This window comes from Legionella lytica (assembly GCF_023921225.1).
Classification (GTDB): domain Bacteria; phylum Pseudomonadota; class Gammaproteobacteria; order Legionellales; family Legionellaceae; genus Legionella; species Legionella lytica.
Map to the genome: position 1 here is coordinate 2134963 of NZ_CP071527.1, position 20920 is coordinate 2155882.

The window sequence follows — 20920 nt, forward strand, 5'->3', positions numbered from 1 at the left end:
CTGTCTTAAATTTTATTTCAAGACAGCGTTGAATAATATAAGAACAAAATGATAGAATACATCCCATTTTAATCGACATGAAAGATCTCATGCTACAAGCCCAAGTCCTATTTCACGCGAAACGAATCCATAGAGAGATCCTTTCTAATATAAAATACCAGGAAACCTTGCAAAAGATCATTTCTGGGACCCATCCTCATATCGAGTGGTTGGAAAATGCCCTATACGAAGGTCAGCGCGTGGGCAGTGCACGCATTGATCGCGCACAACATGGGCAAAGACTTATTTTTACTTATCTTCGAAACGCCCAAGGCAAACGATGTTTATTTATCTTAGGTGAAACTCATCATGACTATAACGAAGTCGCCCGGTGGCTAAAAACAACCGGGATTACCACGGTGGGTAGCCTGCTGGTGAAGGCCGAGATGGTGGATGAGCGTTTCCTAGACCTCTTTGATGAGCAGCCCCCTACAGAAGCTCAAGAACGTCCGCATCTCGCTTTTTTAGATGAATCCCAACAACAGGCCTTAAATCACACCGCAACCTCGCTCATGTTCTTAGGTCCTGCAGGTGCCGGAAAAACCTTGGTTTTAGAAACCTTTATGGCAAATCACCTCACTAGTGCTGAAGTAGATATCCATCAAGCCAGTTCCAGCACCGCTTCCGACACCAGTTTGTTTGTTTCGCAATCCGAACTATTACTTGAGTCTTTAAGAAAAGAATGCGATGTCCCTGAAGTCCACTTTAACACTTGGGAGCACATGCTGGCCGCTCATTTTAAAGGTCAGAGTAAAATAACCCACTCAGCATTTAAACAATGGCTCACCAAAAATTTCCCCGGGGATGATGCCGAGCAAGTGCATTTTGAATTGAGTTTGATTGTGGCTTACGGTGAGAGCGCCTATTTAGGCCTGGAGGGAGCACGACAAACCTACTACAGTGGGAATAAAGCCAAGCAACAGCAGTGCATCACTATTTTAAAGGCTTGGCAAAAGCATTTACATGCCAATGCCAGTTATGACCCCATGACCAGTCTATCTCCGCCTGCTCCGGTTAAAGTAAAAACCTATTGCGATGAAGGACAAAACTTTCCCCCGTCAGCCCTGGCTTATCTCATTGAACAAGCACAAGATAACCACTTCTACCTTAGCTTTGACCCAGAGCAATCCCTAACCTCTCCCTTTACCTATGCCTTCGTCAAACAACGGCTTAATAGTAAAGGCTACTCCAAAATAGAACGCCTGCTGGAACAAACCTGGCGTAATCGTCCAGAAGTCGTGGAGGTAATTAATTTCCTGATGGCACAAAAACACCATTGGGAAGGCAATCACCACAAACGCCCTTATCAGACCATTCGCTCCGCGCAAGCCCCAGGAGGACAAGTCTCTTGGGTAACTAATGCCTCTTTGGATAAATTACGAAATCATGCCCAACATGCCTCCACGGTAGTCATTGCCGAATTACCCGAAGAACCTAAGGCCCGCGAACGGGAACGTCAAGAAATTATTAAAAAAATGGGCACCCATCAAATTCTATCCGCCTCCGAGGCCATTGGCATGACGTTTAAAACCGTCATCTTGTGGAAGCCCGTCTCACTGAACCCCTGTGTACGCAAGATGCTTGCTCAAGAACAGATTAACGCCTTAACTCTGGAGCAATGGATTTCTCTTAATGCCATCCAAATCGCATTGGGTCGTGCGCAAGAGAATATTTTCATGTATGAGCCAGAAGAGCATTTTCGCACCAAAGGAGAATTATGCTTTGGTAATAACTTGCCTATTGATGGTGCCTTAAAAGTCGCGCCGGTCGATGATAAAAAAGCTCAGGATGACGCTTGGAAGAAGAAAATTGAGGAACATCTGGCTGAAGGAAATAAAGACTTAGCCATTGATTTGATGCGCAATCAGCTCCATCTTACAGAAGAACAAATTATACACAAGCTAGGTCCTGTTGCAGAGCCAAGTTCACTACCCCAAGAATCACGCCCCCAAACAAATAAAAATCAGACTAAGTCTAAGAAAAGTGCACCAGTGCCGGTAGCAAAACCAAGTCAGCCTAAAGTAACAACAAAAACACCCAGTGCTGCGAAAAAAGGAGCTACTCCCTCCGCAGCAGCTACTGCAATAACTGTTCCTGTAGTATCAGCCCCTTCAATAGATACCTTATCTCAACTCGAAATTATTGCCGTGGTGAAGGAACTGAATGCTGCTTTTGCAAAAGGAACTACTAATGAAGCCAAAGCCAATTTAAAAACCAATTTAAAAAAATTACTTAGCCATCCTCAGGCTATACGTTATTTGTTTTATTCACCAAGTTTGGCCAATACTTGCTTAGCCATGAAATTTATGGGCGATGCGGAGTACCAACCCATGATTCTTAGTTACTTAGGAAGCAATTGCTCATTAAATAATTTAATAGAATATCAAGATCCTGCTGTATGCGCGGAAATCCTTAATTTTATTTCACAGAGTGAAGAGGGAATTCGGTTTTTTAAAGAATCACTAAACCAAACCGCCCTGTTAGATGACGTATACGCCTCTTTTCTCTATTCATTGACTGCTTCGAATATTGGAATCGACCTCCTGTACGAATGGCTTCAAGCTTATCCTCCATTAATCAAAGGAATTAGTGGTCGAATGCTGTGTGTAGCACGCCCGGAAAATGGTATAATTTATGCAAATGCCTCCCCTCTATACTGGCTTTGCTCGTCAGAGATAGGACAAAAAATCCTATACCTGCTACTGAGAGAAAATCCTCAATTGGCTACAGAAATCAGCAGTAAAGCCTTGTGCTTACCGCGCACAGGAGCGAATACATCTCCTTTATATTGTCTTTCTTGCACCACTACAGGAAGAGCTATTTTAGATATATTAAAATCCAAAAATCATGAATTAACTCAATCGGTTATCGAAGAAAACCTATCTTTAATAGCAACTGCTAGAGCCTCTGAAGATAATCCACTAAATGGAGTTGTCTCTCAAAATAACTTAAATTTCCAGAGCCAACCCAAAGTAATCATACACACGTTCAGCCCAAAAAGTCAGACGTCCACAACCAATCTTTTTCACGAGGCTGATATTAAAGAATTGCATATACCTCAGCCATGGACTTATGTCGCCGCACCTGAAAAACAACAAAAAGTAACATTGCTTCCCCTCCCTGAAAAAGAAGGTCGTGAACCAAAGTCACTAGTCATCCGATCTCACGAAACAATTCACTATTTTTGTGCAACAGCCACTAAGAGGCCCCTTGCCCCTCTCCCCCCATCATTCCTACAGGCAGCAGGCTTTACTGTGCAAAAAGCTGCTCACGCTCCGAACCAACCTACCGAAATAAGGCTTTATTTCAAATACCCTGAAGGTACCAATCATACTAAACCACCTATTAGTTTGCGCACGCTACTCAGTGATAAACAATATCAACCAACGAGGACGCAGTTAGTCGATTTTATAACCCAGTTAATTGCGGAAATGGATTGCTTACCTCCTAACCTTAATTTTTATCCCTCATTGGATACTGTTTTTATTATTAATCCTAAAAAAATTGGCACTAATCGGCCCTTAAAATTTCAATTCTGTCTTTCCGCTTTGTTTCTGGATAAGGAACTAGAACCAGGCCTAGACCGTAATAAAATACACTGCCGTATGACCGCAATGCTCTGTTTACACATTGCCACCCAAACAATCGATTTAAACGAGCCTACGCTACTTCAAAAAATAAACGTAGCCCAGAAAAAGTATCCCGCATTGATTGCCATTTTTACTGAGCTATGGGAGTCAACCTGCAAACAAGAAATCACTCAAAAGAAACATATTCAACTTATGTGGCAGATATCCCCCACAATTAATGCACTGCATAAAATTCGCAGCACAAAAAGCCAAACCTGGAATACAGCCGAATTGTTTGCGCTACTCTCGGGAACTGCGTGTGATGATTCAGAATCAATCAGCCAAGCATCTGCTGCAGCATTACTTAATTTATATCTGAACAGCGATGCAGAAGATAAGCTCAAGATGACTCGGCTTCTAGCCCAATGCGTTGAATTATTGATGCCATGTGAAAAATCTGCTTGGACTGATCCAAGATCAAAATCCAAGAGTGGCAGTTGGATAAGTCGAATAAATCTAATAAGTGCCTTATTACAAGAGTTAGCACAGCTGGATGATTTGGACACCCTGCATCAAACACAACAACGCCTATTAGCAGCAGGTATAGGAAATCAGCTTAGTGGTAATTTGAATGATCATAAGGTAAATTTCATATCTCCTACTTTAGTGTCATCAATTAAAGCCGCGACTTGGATGTCGTTCCAATTTGCCACCATCAAAACACGTCTTATTTTTGAAAACAATGTAAAAAAATTGACGCAAATGCTATTTGATGCCACAAAACCCCAGGTGAGCGAACGAGGGACTACATCCTCATATATGACCACCACAGAATGTGAACAATACATTCTTATGCTATTGATCATGGCCGATTTTGGTAAATGGATTAAGCAGCCCTCGCATAATTCGCTACCCAATCCAGATGATATTGATACAAAACTGTTAAATGTATGGAACAATATAGATCTTCAACTTCTATTAAATTTTGGTCTGCCTAGTTCTCCTGATTCACTATCTGATGAGACGATTGAACTCATGAAGAAGAAATTAGAACAACATATTATCCGTTTAATTCAAAAATCAGCCCAAGCTCCATTAAATGACCGTGAACAGCAACAACTGTCTATCAGTCTTAGTTATTTGAAGTCCTTTACTTGGCGTGCTCACGAGCAAGTAACTAATATCTCTTTCCAATCGCTCTATACCAGCCATTTTATAGCGCTTATTTTTGCCAAGCCACGGCACACTGTGTTTTATGAAAAGAAACCCTTGCTACCGATAACTCCTCTTGCTCACTCCATGCAACAACTCATTGATGCCGCGCACGCATCAACGAATCAAACCCAGGCCGTGTCTAGCCGAAAACAACAAAAATTAGCACTTAGTCCCCACTATCTAAGAGAAGTTGATTCGCGACATCGTCGCAAAGCATACCATCACTTTACTCCTGATGCAGCGACTTCTGGAGCTCCTGAAGATATAGAGCAATTTATTTTTTCCTTACCAGAGGGTGGATTAATCCAATATTATTGTAATGCGAAAACGGATCTTTTTAAGAAAAACAGCTTTCATAGCTTACACTCTCGTGAATTAGAAAAAATAAAGCAACAATTTATCCCTGCAACACTCAGCACCGCACAAAGAATCTGTAAAGTAGAAGATAAAAAGACGGGGACACAAGGCTTATTCGAAGTCCGTGTGATTGATGCGGGTGATTCTAACTCACTCCTCATTGGCCTAACTTGGAATAAAACATTAAATGGAGAAAACACCATCCCAGGAGCTACCGCAATGTCGATTGCCCTTGATAGCGCTAGTGGAAATATCTGCTTTTTAGATGCTAAAAATGGGGCGAAAATAGAATATCCGTACACAAAACCCTTACACTCGGGTTCAATAGTCTCTTTTGGTATCACGGGGAAAGAGGTATATTGCATCGTCGATAACACTTTTTATCCGCCGATTAGTGGTTTTGAGCTGCCTCTAGGAGGTGATATTCATCCATTAATTCGCATAGGCTGCCCGGGAATTAAACTAAGTTCACGAGTTATGGGCGCAATATGGACAACAGAACGAAATCCCGATAACACATTCAAGTATGCCCTATCCAATCCTCTTGCTTATAATCTCTATTTAGCCCAGCTACGGACAACAGTGTGTTCACACTATACCCCCCAGAAGCATAAAATGGATATTGATGTCTTTACTGAATTACTCAGCACCCCTCAATTAATAGCTAAACAGGAGTTGAATATTCAGTTAGACCTGCTCATGGTGCTCTTGGCAAAGCATGAGTGTTTATTCGAGCGTTGTGTTGTACCTGGGATAATAAGGAAGCTTATTAACGATATACTCAATACCCCTGTGACAGATACCCAAAAATATCGCGTTAGAGTATCCCCAGAACGAATAATCGAACTCGTTAACGTGCTAGGGCTTACCGAACTTGAGTCAGCTATAAAGCAACGATTTAGCGAAAAGCCCTCAATGGTGCCACTCTCCCTATTTGCCTCAGATAAAAAACCAGTACAGTCGAATGACAAAGTAAATCAGGCACAAAATATCGATGAGACTAAAGAGCGAGCAGGCTTATCTTGAACACAGCAAACTGTGGTGACAAACTCTGGGAAGCCTCAATAAAACTAGAGTAAGGCCGCCACTGGTGCATAACTTCTGCGATGAATCTGGCAAGGCCCTAATCGGGCTAAAGCCTCTCTATGAGCAACTGTAGGATATCCTTTATGGCCAGCAAAGCCATATCCAGGATAAATGGCATCCAGTGCCTCCATTTCCTCATCACGTAAGACTTTCGCGAGTATAGAGGCTGCACTGATTTCAGGAATCAGGCCATCACCTTGAATAATCGCCTGACAGGGAACGCTTAATTTTGGAGCATGCGCTCCGTCAACTAAAACTTCATCAGGTTGAATAGGTAAAGCTTCTACAGCTCTCTGCATGGCCAGTAATGTAGCTTGATGAATATTCAAAGTATCAATTTCACCAACCTCGGCGCGGCCATAAGCAAATGCCAAGGCCTGCTCCTGGATTTGCAGAGACAATAATTTACGCTTCTTAGCACTTAATTTTTTAGAGTCAGCCAGCCCTCCAATAGGTTCTTTTAAAATAACTGCCGCAGTCACTACGGCGCCCGCCAAAGGTCCACGCCCCACCTCATCTACGCCGGCAAGCAATCTCATCTTATTCATTATTATCCCAGATGCCTTAAAAAGGCCCCTAATGATACCGAGACATACGTCGTTTGCAACTCTTCTTTTTATGATTAAAATTGATTTCTCATTCAGGAAATGCGATCATCGCGTACAAATAATTAGCAAATGAGCATCATATGAATAAAATTCGCTGCGCCGTGATTGGTGTTGGTTACCTAGGTCGTTTTCACGCACAAAAATACCAATTGATTCCTCATGCCGAATTAGTTGCCGTATGCGACTTACACGAAGAAGCAGCAAAAAGAGTAGGTCAGGAGCTAAATGTTCCTGCTTATACTGATTATCGTGACTTATTTGATAAAGTTGATGCGGTAAGTATTGCAGCTACAACCAGTATGCATTATGAACTAGCCAAAGCCTTTTTAGAGCAAGGCATTCATGTTTTACTAGAAAAACCGATGACCGAAACCACGGCTCAAGCAGAAGAATTAGTTCTGTTGGCGAAAAAGCACAAAGCCAAACTACAGATAGGACATCTTGAGCGCTTTAATTCTGCACGCATGGCTCTGGACAACTACTTGGATAAGCCCCTGTTCATTGAAGCAGAACGTCTGGCACCATTCACACCTCGTGGAGCCGATGTAAATGTAATATTTGATGTAATGATCCATGACATCGATTTAATACTAAATATGGTAAAAAGTCCTATTGTTTCCATCTTAGCCCAAGGAACACCAATTCTGACAAAAGCCATTGATATCGCTCATGTACGTCTTACCTTTGCAAATCACTGCGTGGCTAATTTGACAGCAAGCCGAGCCAGCCTCAATTCGTCTAGAAAAACACGGATATTCCAGGAAAATTGTTTCTTATCCATTGATTATCAAAACAAACAGCTTTCTGTATTTAAAAAAGGGACGGGTGAAATGTTCCCTGGAATCCCAGATATTATCCATGAACAAAAAGAATTGGAAAATGGTGATGCATTATTTGAAGAAATAAAAGCATTCTTAAAGTGCATTGCCGAAGACAGCACTCCACTGGTTACAGGTGAAGATGGGCTTGCAGCCTTACTGACTGCAGAGCAAATTACTACACTAATTCACAACAACCTTATGGAACGTCATGCACAAAGCTAAACGGGTCGTTATTATTGCAGGTGAAGAGTCTGGTGATGTTCATGCCTCCGCATTGGTTAAGCAACTAAAAGCACACTATTCCAATATAGAGATAAGTGGTATTGGTGGTAAGCATATGCATGATGCAGGCGTCGAGTTAATTTCAGATTTAGCTCGTTATGGAGTTACCGGAATCACTGAAGTAGTTCGTCATCTTAAAGTCATTCGTAACGCATTTCAGGCAATTAAAAAGCATCTACAGCAACAAAAACCTGATTTGCTAATTTTGGTGGATTACCCAGGTTTTAACTTACGGCTTGCCAAGTATGCAAAGCGTAAATTAGGAATTAAAATTCTTTATTACATCAGTCCGCAAATTTGGGCCTGGAAAGCAAAGCGTATTCATCTAATTAAAGAATGCGTTGATCGCATGGCGGTTATCTTACCCTTTGAAAAAACAATCTATGAACATGCTCAAGTACCAGTAAGTTTTGTTGGCCATCCATTAATAGAAAAAATTAATGCTGTTGGTGAACGTGATTCGCAGCGAGCCGTATTAAATATTCCTGTGGGGGCTAAAGTTTTTGGCCTGCTTCCAGGAAGTCGCCATAATGAAATTGAGCGCCACATGCCCATACTCCGCGATACTGCAGAACGACTACACCAACAATATCCTGATTGGCAATTTGTTATTCCTATTGCTGACACTATTGATTCAGAAAAGATTACTAATTATTTTGCACAAAGCAATCTACCTATAACCTTTGTCGAGGGGCAGGCATTAAGCTGTATGGCTGCTGCGGATTTTGTCATCGTCGCCTCAGGAACTGCCTCTTTAGAATGTGCTTTATTAAAAAAACCAATGTGTATTATTTATAAATCGTCATTTATTACTTACGTATTGGCCGCCAAATTCATTAAAGTTAAATTTCTAGGTCTATGTAATCTTTTATCAAATAAAATGATAGTTCCAGAATTTCTACAATATGATTGTAATGTTGATGAGTTAACACATTATGTGACTCAATTTTTTAACGATCACTCACGTCAAGCAAGAATGCTCGAACAATTAGGAAAACTTAGAACCTCATTGTCATCCGAGGAGTCTGATTGCTCATTATTTGCCCTAGTAGAGAGTGAATTGTTCGAAAAAAATGCATGTTTTTAGCTTGAAAATATAGAATATCAATTACCCTTCATGTACAATCGATGTTGCTTTCATTGCATATGTAAGCAATTGGACTGTTGTTGATTTAATTAATAATAAGGAAGTTAAGATGAATGTCATTGAAACACCTGAAGTTACCCAGTCAATAATCAAACAAGACCAAGGTCTCCAGGATTTAGTTTATAATCTGGTTACTCGTTTTCTTTCAGAAAATAAAAACAAAAGTATTGACGACCTTTATGACATGATTTTGTCTGAAGTTGAACCTCCATTATTACAAGCAGTAATGGAAAAACGTCGTGGTAACCAGCTACAAGCAGCTAAAATGTTGGGTATTAGCCGCGGTACAATCAGAAAGAAATTACAAAGATATTTCGGAACAAAGTACTTCCGATTAACTGATGAATAATAAGTTAATCTCTTGACTCTGTTTTCACCTCACTAAGTTGGAAGAAAACAGCATTTAATGAAAAGCCCGATTATCGGGCTTTTCTTATAATGAAGATGAACTATTTGTTGACTACTTAATATGATTGTATAAAATACATCCTGAGAATATTGGGAGTGCAACTATGCTATCTGATGATAAGATTATCGAGTTAATCCACGTAAAAACCAACGCTTATCTAAGCATGGCAAACTATTTCACTCTACGCCAGCATTGCCTGGACCAGCAAGCACTTTCAGTTATCCTAGAGCAAATTCAAAATGATATAGCCCAGTTAGTTTATGATGAGAAAAATGAATACCTTACCACTCAAATACAAATAGCATGTACAAAACAGGCTCAGCAAGATCTCGATGAAGATAGACGTGATATTGAAGAAGCAGAAGTAGAAAAGCACCAATGCACCATATTAGAAAAAGAGTTCGCCTCTATTAATGAGAAACTTGTGTTTGCGCGACAAGAGAAAAGCAAGCAAAAGGAAATTCTAAGTAATCTACGTCCATTAATCGATTCACTAGAAAGACAAATTTGTCTACAGGAAACACTCCATGAGCATACACATTCTGAGGATGGGCGTAAAAAAATAACTCATGAACATGGCCAGCAACATACAAGCCATGAACATTCTCATCTTGAGCATAGCTCTCAAAATACCCATCACGCTCACTCACAGCATACATCAAGTTATAACGAGCTAATCGCCCTAATCTCTCCCGTGCCCGCAGAAGCCCAAAGCCAACTGATAGTACAAAAAGAGCAGATGAAAGTTAAATACCGTGCTGCACAGAAAAAGCTTGAAGCTTGCCTCGAAACAATTGAAAAATATGCTCAAAGACAGTGCGAACTGAGGATCAAACTTACGAGCGAAATTCCACAAAAACAGCAAGCTCGTCGAGAACGCGCCAATACGCGCCTATTACGTGCATTAGCTCGTTCAAATCACGCCCCTATACACGCACAATTATCCGCCCAAAATTATTCCTTATTCGCGGAGATGATTCGCAAATTCAACGCGCTCAAAGACTATCAGGGAAAACAGGCTGTTACAAAAGCCCAAAAGTTCTCTTATAGGGAATACATTTATTGCCTTATCAATGGCCTGCAGGCGCATCGAACTACTTCTTTAAATTTTTATGAGTGGACTGCACTAACCCAAATTGCTAAGCACATGCAAGAAAGCATTCTCGTTGCAGACAAAGAACAACTTACGTTGTCTATGTTAAAAAATGAACAGCAAGTTAAGAGAGATTTAGATAATATTCTTAGTGATAAAGAGGAGGAGCTGCTTAGCTTACAACGCGCCAATCCGATGCTAACCAACCAAAATTCACGCTTTGATGAAGACAATAAAAGGCTAACCCAAACAATTAGCGAACGCCTGCAAAATAGAAACCAACTCCTCACAATTGGTGCAGGTATACTATTGCTCACTCTTATAACCGCTCTGCTGGCATTCATTGGAGGTATGGAGCTTATATTTTTTATCCCTTCAGCATTATGCGCAACAGCAACATTAGGCTTATTCGTTACCTCACTAATCTATACAGCTCAGAATAGCTCTGAAAGACATCAACTCAAGAAGAATCAAGTTAGTATAGAGGAAAATTCAAAAAAAATATCAACTCAAACTGGGCAAATCAGCACTTTAGAAATAACGACCATACCGGAATTAAGAAGACAAATAAACCAAGTACATTTAAAGATTGAGAAACTTAAACAAGAGCTCGAGGATTTAAACAAAACACGACTACTCTTTATAAGCAAAGCAAATAAAGTTGTTCTTAATAAAACAGAACAAATTTATCCAAGCGTAGGTACATCAACTACAAACAATCCAGATGATACCCCATTTTATGATCTTTATCCTTCTAACTTTGATACGGAAGACGATACTAGTCCTCGGCTATAGAGATTTCCACTAAACTAAATCCAGACTGTAAGTTGGGCTCATCGCCCAACCTACAATACCTTTAAGATAAAACCAATAACTTATTGACCCGGCTAATAAAATCAGCTGGATTATCTAGCTGCCCACCCTCAGCCAAGACGGCTTGTTCAAACAACATGGTTACCCATAATTCAAAAAGACTGTCATCTTGAATATCATGTAGACGTTTGATTAAGGCATGCTCTGGGTTAATTTCAAAGACAGGTTTGCTTTCTGGAACCTGTTGGCCTGCAGCCTGGAGAATACGTTGCATTTCTAGGTTCATATCTTGCTCATCAGCAACAATACATGCGGGTGAATCAGTTAAACGATTGGTTAATAATACATCTTTAACTTTAGCATCCAGAACTTTCTTAATATGATTCAACATAGGTTCTAAAGTTTTTTCTTGCTCTTTGATTTGTTCTTCAGACTCATCACCAAGCTCTACTTTACCTTTAGAAATGGATTGCAGCTTTTTACCATCAAATTCACTCAGGTAACCAACTAACCACTCATCAATGCGATCACTAAGTAATAATACCTCAATTCCTTTTTTATTAAAGATTTCCAAATGAGGGCTATGTTTAGCTGCGTTGTAACTTGAGGCAGTAATATAATAAATTTTATCTTGCCCTTCTTTCATGCGACTAACATATTCTTCAAGTGATACTTCTTGTTTCTCAGAAGCTGATTTAGTCGTAGCAAAACGCAATAATTTAGAAATAGCATCTCGGTTTGCAAAATCCTCAACAGGCCCCTCTTTAAGTACCAATCCAAATTCATTCCAAAACTTCTGATACGTTTCTTTATCTTGTGTGCTCATCTTTTCAAGCATCGATAAAACACGCTTAGTGCACGCAGAGCGAATGCTTTCAACTTGCTTGTTGTCTTGCAGAATTTCTCGCGATACATTCAATGGTAAATCACTGGCATCAACAATCCCTTTGATAAAGCGCAAATATCTTGGCAAGAATTGTGCTGCATCATCCATAATGAAAACGCGTTTGACATAAAGTTTCAAACCGTGTTTGTTTTCATGTTGCCATAGGTCATACGGAGCATGAGCAGGAATGTAGAGTAATGAAATATAGTCATTCTTACCTTCTACATGGTTATGAGACCAGATTAAAGGATCCTGGAAATCATGAGAAATATGTTTGTAGAGTAACTTATAATCTTCGTCGCTAATTTCAGATTTTTGCATGGTCCATAAAGCGGTAGCCTTATTCACGGTTTCCATCTCATTGCTATCTTTATTTTCTTCGCCACGCTTTTCCATAACAATTGGCCAGCAAATATGATCAGAGTATTTGCTAATGATATTACGAATGCGCCAATCACTTAGAAACTCATCATCTTCAGCTTTAATGTGTAAAGTAATTTCTGTTCCACGAGTTGCTTTGGTTTCAGACGCTATAGAAAACTCGCCTTCACCATTCGATTCCCAAACAATACCTTCTTCAGGTTTTAGGCCAGCGCGTCGACTTTTAACAGTCACTTTATCAGCTACAATAAATGCAGAGTAAAATCCTACCCCAAATTGTCCAATTAACTGTGAATCTTTAGCGTTTTCACCAGTCAATTGGCTCATAAATTCTTTAGTACCTGATTTAGCAATTGTACCCAAATTGGCCACAGCCTCATCCCAACTTAAACCTATTCCATTGTCATTAATCGTTATGGTTTTCAATTTTTCATTAACATGAATGCTGATCTTTAAATCAGAATCATTTTCAAATAGGGTGCTGTCAGATAAAGCTAAAAATCTTAGCTTATCTAAGGCATCTGAAGCATTAGAAATTAGCTCTCTTAGAAAGATTTCTTTGTTACTGTAAAGCGCATGTACTACTAAATGCAACATTTGCTTCACTTCTGTTTGAAAGCCCATCGTTTGTTGCTTATTGACCATCTAAAATCTCCTGTATGTACTTGTTATTTAGGTCATATAGGGATTTATTACAGAATTTCAAGGGTCAATAATCAAAATTTGGTATAGTCAGAGTTCCCCCTGAGTGGATAACCAGCACATTTCCTTTAAGTGCTTTACGCTCAATAAATTGTCTTGCTTCATAAAATAGTTTTGCAGCATAAATTGGATCAGCCAAAATCCCCTCTTCTCGTGCTAAACGCTTTACTTCATTTTTAATTGTTTGATTGACTGCTCCGAATGCTCTTGCTGTAGTTGGATAAAAACAGTCATAATTTACAGGCTCACAATTAAGCCATGAATGTAATTTAGATTTAAAGAGTGCCTCATCATCAGCAAGCAAAAGCACGTGAACTTGGGCCTGATGTTCTAACAAGTTTAAACCTTTAATTAGTGCAGCGGCAGAAAACCCGGTTCCTGCATCGATAAAAATATGCTGAAAACGGCAATTTAAAAACACTTCATTATCACAAACATCTTTGGCAAGACTCATTGCACCAACCAGAGCTTGTGGAACACTAGCCCCCTCCAACAACACAAAGCCTGGCTCATTCAATGTTTTTAGGTAATTTTGCGCCTGTTCATTTACCTGCCCCCAATCTTCACGTGTTACCCAAATGATTTCATACTCTTCTAAAAAAAGAGAACTCAATTTAAAGTTGCCTTTTCGCTCTAACTTCCAAGGTTTAATGAGAAATGCCGTAACTTTTAAATTAAACTCTCGTGCTAATTGTAAGGCAGCAAGCAAATTATTGGACTGAGGGCCAGCAATAATCAGTAAATGCTTAATTCCTTGCTCCATAAGATAAGGCATCAGCGACGCATATTTACGTAATTTAGAGCCACTAATGCCACAACCTAACTCATCATCTCTTTTGGCATAGCAAGTAACACCTTGCTTAGGAAAATGATTTAAACGATGGCTTCGGCTCGATAAATTCCACATGATACTTAACGAATAAAATCAAAATGCGTTTCCGAAGAGCTGGCTTGATGGAATTCATACCCTAATTCATTAAACTGTTTGATCCCTTCAGGATTATCAATTTGATTTTCCATTAAGAATTTAGCCATCACTCCACGCGCCTTTTTGGCATGGATGCCAATCATTTTCAGTTGATTATTCTTATGCTCATAAAAATTTATAGTAACTACAGAATAATTTAATTTTTTCTCATTTACCGCTTTAAAATACTCTGTCGAGGCAAGATTTACTACTACAGGATTTTTCTGTGTTGCTAATTGCTGATTCAGTGTATCAGTAATAGTACCTTGCCAGAAATCATACAATGATTTACCCACAGGATTTGCTAAACGTACCCCCATTTCTAACCGATATGGCTGGATAGCATCTAAGGGATTTAATAGACCATAAAGCCCCGACAAAATACGCAAATGCGATTGAGCGTAAGTTACAGTGTCTGGTTTCCAAGTATCAGCTTGCAATCCTTGGTAAACATCACCATGAAATAAAAATAGCGCAGGATAAGCATGTGGCGAATGCCCATCAAAAACAAATTCCTGATACCGTTCAAAATTCAAAGTAGCTAAGTCTTTAGATAAATCCATTAATGCAGCAATATCCTCAACAGACTTGGATTTCATTAATTCGACTAAAGTTTTAGTTTGTTCAGGAAATAAAGGTTTTGAGATCGTTCCAGAATAGGGTGTTGAAGTTTGTAGTAATTTTTTTGCTGGCGATAATAAAATTAGCATTTTTTAGTACCTGGATGTAGTGAGTAGGATTTTGATGCTGCATGAGTAAAGATCTGTTTCCATCGTGATATAGGCTGAGCTGATGCAAGGCTCAGCATTGAGAATAGCACAAAAATGTTTGCCGGGCTTTACAGCCCAGCCTACGACATTACAAGCTGTAATACAGCTCAAACTCATAAGGATGAGTTAAGCTTCTGATTTTAGCAACCTCTTCTCGCTTCATATCAATATAGTTATTAATAAAGTCACGCGAGAATACATCTCCCTGCACTAAGAACTCATGATCTGCCGCTAAGCTATCCAAAGCTTGCTCCAAAGATGCACTCACTGTGGGTACATCCACCAACTCTTCTGGCGGTAGATCATAAAGATCTTTATCCATTGGTTGACCTGGGTGGATTTTATTTTGAATTCCATCTAGACCAGCCATCAACATTGCAGCAAAAGCAAGATATGGGTTCGCAGTAGGATCCGGGAAACGTACTTCAATACGGCGAGCCTTTGGACTACTCACATGTGGAATACGAATTGCTGCAGAACGGTTTCTCGCAGAATAAGCCAGCAATACGGGCGCTTCAAAACCAGGAACAAGACGCTTGTAGCTGTTTGTTGATGGGTTTGTAAATGCATTTAATGCACGCGCATGCTTAATGATTCCGCCAATATAATACAATGCGGTTTCAGAAAGTCCTGCATATTGATCACCAGAGAATAAATTCTGCCCATCTTTAGCTAAAGATTGATGACAGTGCATACCACTTCCGTTATCCCCAACCAATGGCTTAGGCATAAAGGTAGCTGTTTTACCGTAGTTGTGAGCCACATTATGAATCACGTATTTTAAAATTTGTAAGCGGTCCGCTTTATCAGTTAATGAGCTAAAGCGAGTTGCCAGTTCGCATTGGTTTGCTGTCGCAACTTCATGATGGTGCGCTTCAACCACTTCACCAAGTGCTTCAAGAGTCAAACTCATGGCCGAACGAATGTCATGTGATGAATCAACAGGAGGAACAGGAAAATAACCACCTTTTATTGAAGGACGGTGGCCAATATTTCCGCCTTCCATTTCTTTAGAGGAACTCCACTCAGCCTCTTCTGAATCAATTTTATAAAACGAACCTGACATACTTGTTTGCCATTGCACGCTGTCGAATATAAAGAACTCAGGCTCTGGTCCAAAGAACGCAGTGTCCGCAATACCGGTAGATTGTAAATAAGCCTCTGCGCGTTTCGCCAATGATCTGGGGCAACGCTCGTAGCCCATCATTGTTTTGGGATCAACCACATCACAACGAATAAATAAGGTATTGTCCTGGAAGAAAGGATCAAATTTAATAGTTTCCAAATCGGGAATTAACGCTAAATCTGATTGGTGAATTTTCTGCCAACCCTTGAATGAAGAACCATCGATCATTTTACCATTTTCGATTAAATCATCATCAACACAGGAAATAGGAACAGTGATGTGTTGCTCTTTTCCACGTATATCAGTGAATCGTAGATCAATAAACTTGGCATCATGTTCCTTAATTGCTTCAAGTAATACTTTTTTACTCATTTATCATTCTCCAGGATAGTCTGGGTGTAGTGTACCTTAAGTGACTTATTAAACCCAATAGATTAGACTCTATGTTTTATATTAATTTAAAGCATAAAAAAGAATGGGTGCGTATCAATATCAAGCATTGAAAAAGAATGGCAGCACAAGTAAAGGAGTGCTGGAAGCTGACTCAGAACGCCATGCACGCCAATTATTACGCGATCAAGGATTGATCCCTACCCAGGTACAGGTATTAACCCAACAGAGATCTGGCAGTAGTGGCAGCAGCAAAGGCAAAATCTCTGCCGCCGACCTTTCCCTCTTTACTCGTCAATTAGCTACTTTATTAGCAGCGGGAATCCCCGTTGAAGAATCATTGCGCGGCGTTAGTGAGCAGACTGAAAAAGATAAAGTGCGTGAACTGATTATTGGCGTCCGCGCCAAAGTACTTGAGGGTTATGGTTTAGCCCAGGCAATGTCTCAATACCCTCAAGCGTTTCCTGAATTATACCGCTCGACAGTGGGTTCAGGGGAGCAAACCGGACACCTTGATGTGGTCCTGGAAAAACTTGCCGATTACACTGAAAATCAGCAACAAACACGGCAAAAGGTGCAACAAGCCTTGATCTATCCGGCGATTATGATCCTCGTTTCTATTGGTATTATTTCTTTTTTGCTCAGCTTCGTAGTTCCCAAAATTATTGAGGTATTTACCAGCAGTGGACAAACACTACCAGGAATGACCGAGTTATTAATTACTATTAGTAATTTTGTAAAATCCTATGGCCTATACGCTTTACTGGGTATTATTTTGGTTCTTTATGCCTTTAAGAAAAGTCTAAATAATATAAAGGTTAAAACAGCTTGGCATCGTCTGCTGCTTAAATTACCTGTGGTTTCCTATTTAGCAAAAACCATTAACGTCGCTCGTTACATTCATACTTTCGGTATTTTATTTGCCGCAGGAGTAAGTGTTTTGGAAACCATGCGTGTTTCTGCAAGCCTGGTAACCAACTTGGTCATGAGGCAAGCATTCGACGCAGCAACCATCAAAGTACGAGAAGGCTCGGGAATAAGTGAGGCTCTAAGAGAAACAGGCTATATTAGTCCTATGGCTATTCATTTAATATCCAGTGGTGAAAAAAGTGGACAGCTTTCGCCTATGATGGAGCGCTCCGCTAGCCACTTGGATAATGAAGTAAAACGTCTTATTGACACATCATTAACCTTATTAGAACCTTTAGTTATCTTATTGATGGGAGCCGTGGTGTTATTTATTGTGTTAGCAACATTATTACCTATTTTCTCAATGGAACAATTGATAACATAAGAGCGGATTTTTATTAAATTTAGTATTTATTAAATAGCAGGAGTAACATGAACAGACAAAAAGGTTTTTCCTTAATTGAAATTATGGTGGTTGTGGTCATTTTAGGTATTCTTGCCTCCATTGTTGTTCCCAAAATTATGGGCCGTCCCGATGAGGCGCGTCGAGTCAAAGCAAAACAAGACGTCCTTGCTATTCAAAATGCCCTTGATTTATATAAACTGGACAATGGTAATTACCCCACTACAGATCAAGGCCTAATGGCATTGGTAGAAAAACCAACGTCGAACCCGATTCCTCACAATTGGAAGCAATATTTAAAATCATTGCCCAAAGATCCATGGAATAGAGATTACCTGTATTTAAATCCAGGCCAGCATGGTGATGTAGACGTCTTTACCTATGGGGCAGAAGGCCAACCAGGTGGTACTGGCATTAATGCAGAAATTGGTAACTGGGATGAGAAATAACCGAGGTTTCACCCTAATTGAAATTATGATCGTGATTGTGATTATAGGCATTACCGTTGGTTTTGCCTTAATCGCATTTGGTGATTTCGGTGAAGGCAAGCGCATTCAATTTGCTGCGGAACAATTAGTAAACAATATGCGCCTTGCGCAACAGCAAGCTATTTTAGAAACAACCACTTTAGGCTTGCGTATTGATAGTAAGAGTTATCAAATTCTGCAATTACAAGGTTCTCAATGGAGCCCTATGTCTAGTAAGGGAATTTTTAAGACAACTTATTTTCCTAACAATACCGTAATTACCCTGAATACGCATTACCGCTCCTCTATAGGCACTCCTCCCATCATCATCACCGCCTCTGGCGATATGACGCCCTTTACTTTAAGTTTTGGTAGTACGAAGGAAACCCAGCTGGTAATACTTACTGGGCGTCGTAATGGTGATTTAATACTTAAGGCAGCGAATACAAAATGATGATGCAGCGCAAAACCTCTGGTTTTACCTTAATTGAGGTTTTATTAGCCCTCACGATTATTGCCGTCGCTCTCACCGCATTACTTAAAGCAATTGCGCAAAATGTGGAGCATACACAACGTATTAAAGAAAAAACCATAAGCCATTGGGTAGCGATGCAAGGTGTTGCAATGGTGCAATTAGGTTTATTGCAAATTAGTCAAAGTCAGGAAACCACTCAGGATACCACGATGCTGGGTGAGCATTGGTTTTGGCGAGCAAAAACCAGCACCACCCCAATAAAATCCATACAACTCATCACCATCTTCGTCAGTATGGAAAAAGCCGGACCTTTTCGAGAAGAATTGCACGCATTTAGGTATGTACCATGAAAAAAGAATCAGGATTTACGCTCATTGAAATTTTAATTGCCTTAGCCGTATTCGCGATTTTAGCGTCAATTACCTCATCTACTTTATATTACGCTTTTAATACACGTACCCGTGTTAATGAGCAAAGTGAACGTCTAAGTGCGTTACAACTTGCAATTAGCATCGTTCAACAAGACATCAGCCAAACAGCCGAGCGTGCGATTCGTGGTAATGATATGCGTTTATTTCCGATTTTTACCGGTCGTCCTGATTATGTAGAATTTACCCGAGATGGTGATGTTAATCCGGGAAGTATCGAAAAACGCAGCACCCTCAAACGGATCGCTTTGGTATGCCAAAATGACTCATTACTGCGCCGAACTTGGGATACTTTAGATCCATTTGACCGAAATACTCATGCCGATAAAGTGCTCATTTCACATTTGAGTGATTGCCATTTTGGTTATTTAAACCAAAGCTTACAAGTATTTCCTGAATGGAGGGCTGATGCAGTGAATCAAGATCAAAATAAGGAATCATTACCTAAGGCAATCCAGGTCAATCTCAATGTGAAAAAGCTAGGAGAACTTAATTTATTATTTACGATCCCCGGAGCACTTTATGCCAACAGCTAATTCATCATCGGCATACCCTCCGCTAATAGTTTCATCAAAATCACATGGTGGAGCGTTACTTACCGCGTTATTTATTATGACCTTGGTAGCTATTGTTGCAACGGCCATGAGCTCTAGGCTACAAGTTGATATCTATCGAACTCGCCTGATTATCAACCATGATAAACTCTACCTTGCCTCTCAAGCGGTTACTTTCTGGGCGATGAGCGAACTGGGAGACGCTAAGAAAAAATTTTCCGCAGCTAATTCTGAAGGAATGGTCAGCTCCTATCCCAGAAATATGGGATCAATCTATCCCTCCGTTACCTTAAGTGGGAGCATTTATGATTTGCAAGGGCGCTTTAATCTTAATAATTTGACCAATAAAAAATACATCCTAGGCTTTATTAATTTTATTAGTGCAACAGGGATTCAAATGACCCCTGCTGAAAAAATGAATTTGGCATTAGCAATTAACAACTGGGTATCCCCTTATGAGCTTGGAGTAGGTGAAGACAATTTTCTTTCTTATTACCTACAGCAAAAGCCCCCCTATCATACCAGCCGTCAATTAATGGTCAGTATCTCAGAGCTTCGCTTAATTAAAGACGTAAGCCCGAAAATTTTTTTAGCGTTGCAGCCTTATATTACCACCCTGCCTGACTTAACTGCCATCAACATCAATACTGCCTCGAAGCAAGTACTGATGTCGTTAAACAACACAATGAATGAGCAAAAAGTTGAAGAATTTATTGAGCTGCGAGGGAAAAATGGTTTTACTCGTCTAGAAAAAGCAAATAGTTTATTAAAAAAACTGAATGTCGCTAATGACCAGATCACCTTAGAAAGTGCTTATTTCCTTAGTGTGGCGCATGCGTCCATAGAAAACCTTAATTTTACTGTGTATACCTTACTTAAAAGAAATCGAGATAAAAAAGGAAAAATTACAGTAAGTATTCTACGTGAAAGTTTTAATGTTTTTTAAGCTTCATGTTGGCTTACCCCTGCGGGGAGGCCAGCCTAGGTTTTCATGCACCCAATTGACCCATATAAGAACAAAGT

16 protein-coding genes are annotated in these 20920 nt (G+C 39.9%); 11 read left to right on the forward strand and 5 right to left on the reverse strand.

Going from position 1 to position 20920, the window contains the following annotated elements:
• Positions 1-89 precede the first annotated feature (89 nt).
• Complete coding sequence (locus J2N86_RS09420) at positions 90-6206, forward strand: DEAD/DEAH box helicase family protein (RefSeq protein WP_252579139.1); 6117 nt, start codon at positions 90-92, stop codon at positions 6204-6206.
• 44 nt (positions 6207-6250) lie between these two features.
• Here the strand turns inward: J2N86_RS09420 and rnhB are convergent, their stop codons facing one another.
• Positions 6251-6814 (reverse strand): ribonuclease HII, encoded by a 564-nt coding sequence (gene rnhB / locus J2N86_RS09425; protein ID WP_252579140.1) that lies wholly within the window; start codon positions 6812-6814, stop codon positions 6251-6253.
• A gap of 140 nt (positions 6815-6954) precedes the next feature.
• Between rnhB and J2N86_RS09430 the strand changes: the two genes are divergently transcribed.
• The 4 genes from J2N86_RS09430 (at position 6955) to J2N86_RS09445 (ending at position 11421) form a co-directional block, all read left to right on the forward strand.
• Positions 6955-7917, forward strand: a complete 963-nt coding sequence (locus J2N86_RS09430) for a Gfo/Idh/MocA family protein (RefSeq protein WP_252579141.1) — start codon at positions 6955-6957, stop codon at positions 7915-7917.
• Positions 7904-9064, forward strand: coding sequence for a lipid-A-disaccharide synthase (gene lpxB / locus J2N86_RS09435; protein ID WP_252579142.1), 1161 nt, complete (start codon positions 7904-7906; stop codon positions 9062-9064). Before J2N86_RS09430 ends, lpxB begins: the two co-directional genes overlap by 14 nt.
• Positions 9065-9173: 109 nt before the next feature.
• Positions 9174-9473, forward strand: coding sequence for a helix-turn-helix domain-containing protein (locus tag J2N86_RS09440; RefSeq protein WP_252579143.1), 300 nt, complete (start codon positions 9174-9176; stop codon positions 9471-9473).
• Between the two features lie 163 nt (positions 9474-9636).
• Positions 9637-11421, forward strand: a complete 1785-nt coding sequence (locus J2N86_RS09445; protein ID WP_252579144.1) for a hypothetical protein — start codon at positions 9637-9639, stop codon at positions 11419-11421.
• Between the two features lie 61 nt (positions 11422-11482).
• Here the strand turns inward: J2N86_RS09445 and htpG are convergent, their stop codons facing one another.
• The 4 genes from htpG to glnA all read right to left on the reverse strand — a co-directional run bounded on the left by htpG (position 11483) and on the right by glnA (position 16643).
• The gene (gene htpG, locus J2N86_RS09450) at positions 11483-13351 is read right to left on the reverse strand and encodes a molecular chaperone HtpG (protein ID WP_252579145.1); all 1869 of its coding nucleotides are present in this window, start codon (positions 13349-13351) and stop codon (positions 11483-11485) included.
• 64 nt (positions 13352-13415) lie between these two features.
• Positions 13416-14315 (reverse strand): pyridoxal-phosphate dependent enzyme, encoded by a 900-nt coding sequence (locus J2N86_RS09455; protein WP_252579146.1) that lies wholly within the window; start codon positions 14313-14315, stop codon positions 13416-13418.
• 5 nt (positions 14316-14320) lie between these two features.
• Positions 14321-15085, reverse strand: a complete 765-nt coding sequence (yaaA, locus tag J2N86_RS09460; RefSeq protein ID WP_252579147.1) for a peroxide stress protein YaaA — start codon at positions 15083-15085, stop codon at positions 14321-14323.
• Positions 15086-15233: 148 nt separating this feature from the next.
• The gene (glnA, locus tag J2N86_RS09465; RefSeq protein ID WP_252579148.1) at positions 15234-16643 is read right to left on the reverse strand and encodes a type I glutamate--ammonia ligase; all 1410 of its coding nucleotides are present in this window, start codon (positions 16641-16643) and stop codon (positions 15234-15236) included.
• Between the two features lie 103 nt (positions 16644-16746).
• Between glnA and lspF the strand changes: the two genes are divergently transcribed.
• The 6 genes from lspF to gspK are packed head-to-tail and all read left to right on the forward strand — an operon-like array spanning position 16747 to position 20843.
• A complete protein-coding gene (gene lspF, locus J2N86_RS09470) occupies positions 16747-17955 on the forward strand; it encodes a GspF family T2SS innner membrane protein variant LspF (RefSeq protein WP_252579149.1) in 1209 nt (402 codons plus the stop codon).
• A gap of 47 nt (positions 17956-18002) precedes the next feature.
• Positions 18003-18422 (forward strand): GspG family T2SS major pseudopilin variant LspG, encoded by a 420-nt coding sequence (lspG, locus tag J2N86_RS09475; RefSeq protein WP_058535325.1) that lies wholly within the window; start codon positions 18003-18005, stop codon positions 18420-18422.
• Positions 18391-18894 carry a type II secretion system minor pseudopilin GspH gene (gspH, locus tag J2N86_RS09480; protein WP_289781829.1) on the forward strand — a complete coding sequence of 168 codons (504 nt, stop codon included), beginning with the start codon at positions 18391-18393 and terminating at the stop codon, positions 18892-18894. The genes lspG and gspH overlap by 32 nt, the downstream gene beginning before the upstream one ends.
• The gene (gene lspI / locus J2N86_RS09485) at positions 18891-19265 is read left to right on the forward strand and encodes a GspI family T2SS minor pseudopilin variant LspI (protein WP_252579150.1); all 375 of its coding nucleotides are present in this window, start codon (positions 18891-18893) and stop codon (positions 19263-19265) included. Before gspH ends, lspI begins: the two co-directional genes overlap by 4 nt.
• On the forward strand, positions 19262-19879 hold the full coding sequence (gene lspJ / locus J2N86_RS09490) for a GspJ family T2SS minor pseudopilin variant LspJ (protein ID WP_252579151.1): 618 nt from the start codon (positions 19262-19264) through the stop codon (positions 19877-19879). Before lspI ends, lspJ begins: the two co-directional genes overlap by 4 nt.
• The gene (gspK, locus tag J2N86_RS09495; protein ID WP_252579152.1) at positions 19866-20843 is read left to right on the forward strand and encodes a type II secretion system minor pseudopilin GspK; all 978 of its coding nucleotides are present in this window, start codon (positions 19866-19868) and stop codon (positions 20841-20843) included. Before lspJ ends, gspK begins: the two co-directional genes overlap by 14 nt.
• The last annotated feature ends 77 nt before the right edge of the window (positions 20844-20920 follow it).

Bases quoted from the DNA above. Each gene is read 5' to 3' on its own strand.
- J2N86_RS09420 (WP_252579139.1), top strand. From the start codon at position 90: ATGCTACAAGCCCAAGTCCTATTTCACGCGAAACGAATCCATAGAGAG.
- rnhB (WP_252579140.1), bottom strand. From the start codon at position 6,814: ATGAATAAGATGAGATTGCTTGCCGGCGTAGATGAGGTGGGGCGTGGA.
- J2N86_RS09430 (WP_252579141.1), top strand. From the start codon at position 6,955: ATGAATAAAATTCGCTGCGCCGTGATTGGTGTTGGTTACCTAGGTCGT.
- lpxB (WP_252579142.1), top strand. From the start codon at position 7,904: ATGCACAAAGCTAAACGGGTCGTTATTATTGCAGGTGAAGAGTCTGGT.
- J2N86_RS09440 (WP_252579143.1), top strand. From the start codon at position 9,174: ATGAATGTCATTGAAACACCTGAAGTTACCCAGTCAATAATCAAACAA.
- J2N86_RS09445 (WP_252579144.1), top strand. From the start codon at position 9,637: ATGCTATCTGATGATAAGATTATCGAGTTAATCCACGTAAAAACCAAC.
- htpG (WP_252579145.1), bottom strand. From the start codon at position 13,351: ATGGTCAATAAGCAACAAACGATGGGCTTTCAAACAGAAGTGAAGCAA.
- J2N86_RS09455 (WP_252579146.1), bottom strand. From the start codon at position 14,315: ATGTGGAATTTATCGAGCCGAAGCCATCGTTTAAATCATTTTCCTAAG.
- yaaA (WP_252579147.1), bottom strand. From the start codon at position 15,085: ATGCTAATTTTATTATCGCCAGCAAAAAAATTACTACAAACTTCAACA.
- glnA (WP_252579148.1), bottom strand. From the start codon at position 16,643: ATGAGTAAAAAAGTATTACTTGAAGCAATTAAGGAACATGATGCCAAG.
- lspF (WP_252579149.1), top strand. From the start codon at position 16,747: ATGGGTGCGTATCAATATCAAGCATTGAAAAAGAATGGCAGCACAAGT.
- lspG (WP_058535325.1), top strand. From the start codon at position 18,003: ATGAACAGACAAAAAGGTTTTTCCTTAATTGAAATTATGGTGGTTGTG.
- gspH (WP_289781829.1), top strand. From the start codon at position 18,391: ATGCAGAAATTGGTAACTGGGATGAGAAATAACCGAGGTTTCACCCTA.
- lspI (WP_252579150.1), top strand. From the start codon at position 18,891: ATGATGATGCAGCGCAAAACCTCTGGTTTTACCTTAATTGAGGTTTTA.
- lspJ (WP_252579151.1), top strand. From the start codon at position 19,262: ATGAAAAAAGAATCAGGATTTACGCTCATTGAAATTTTAATTGCCTTA.
- gspK (WP_252579152.1), top strand. From the start codon at position 19,866: ATGCCAACAGCTAATTCATCATCGGCATACCCTCCGCTAATAGTTTCA.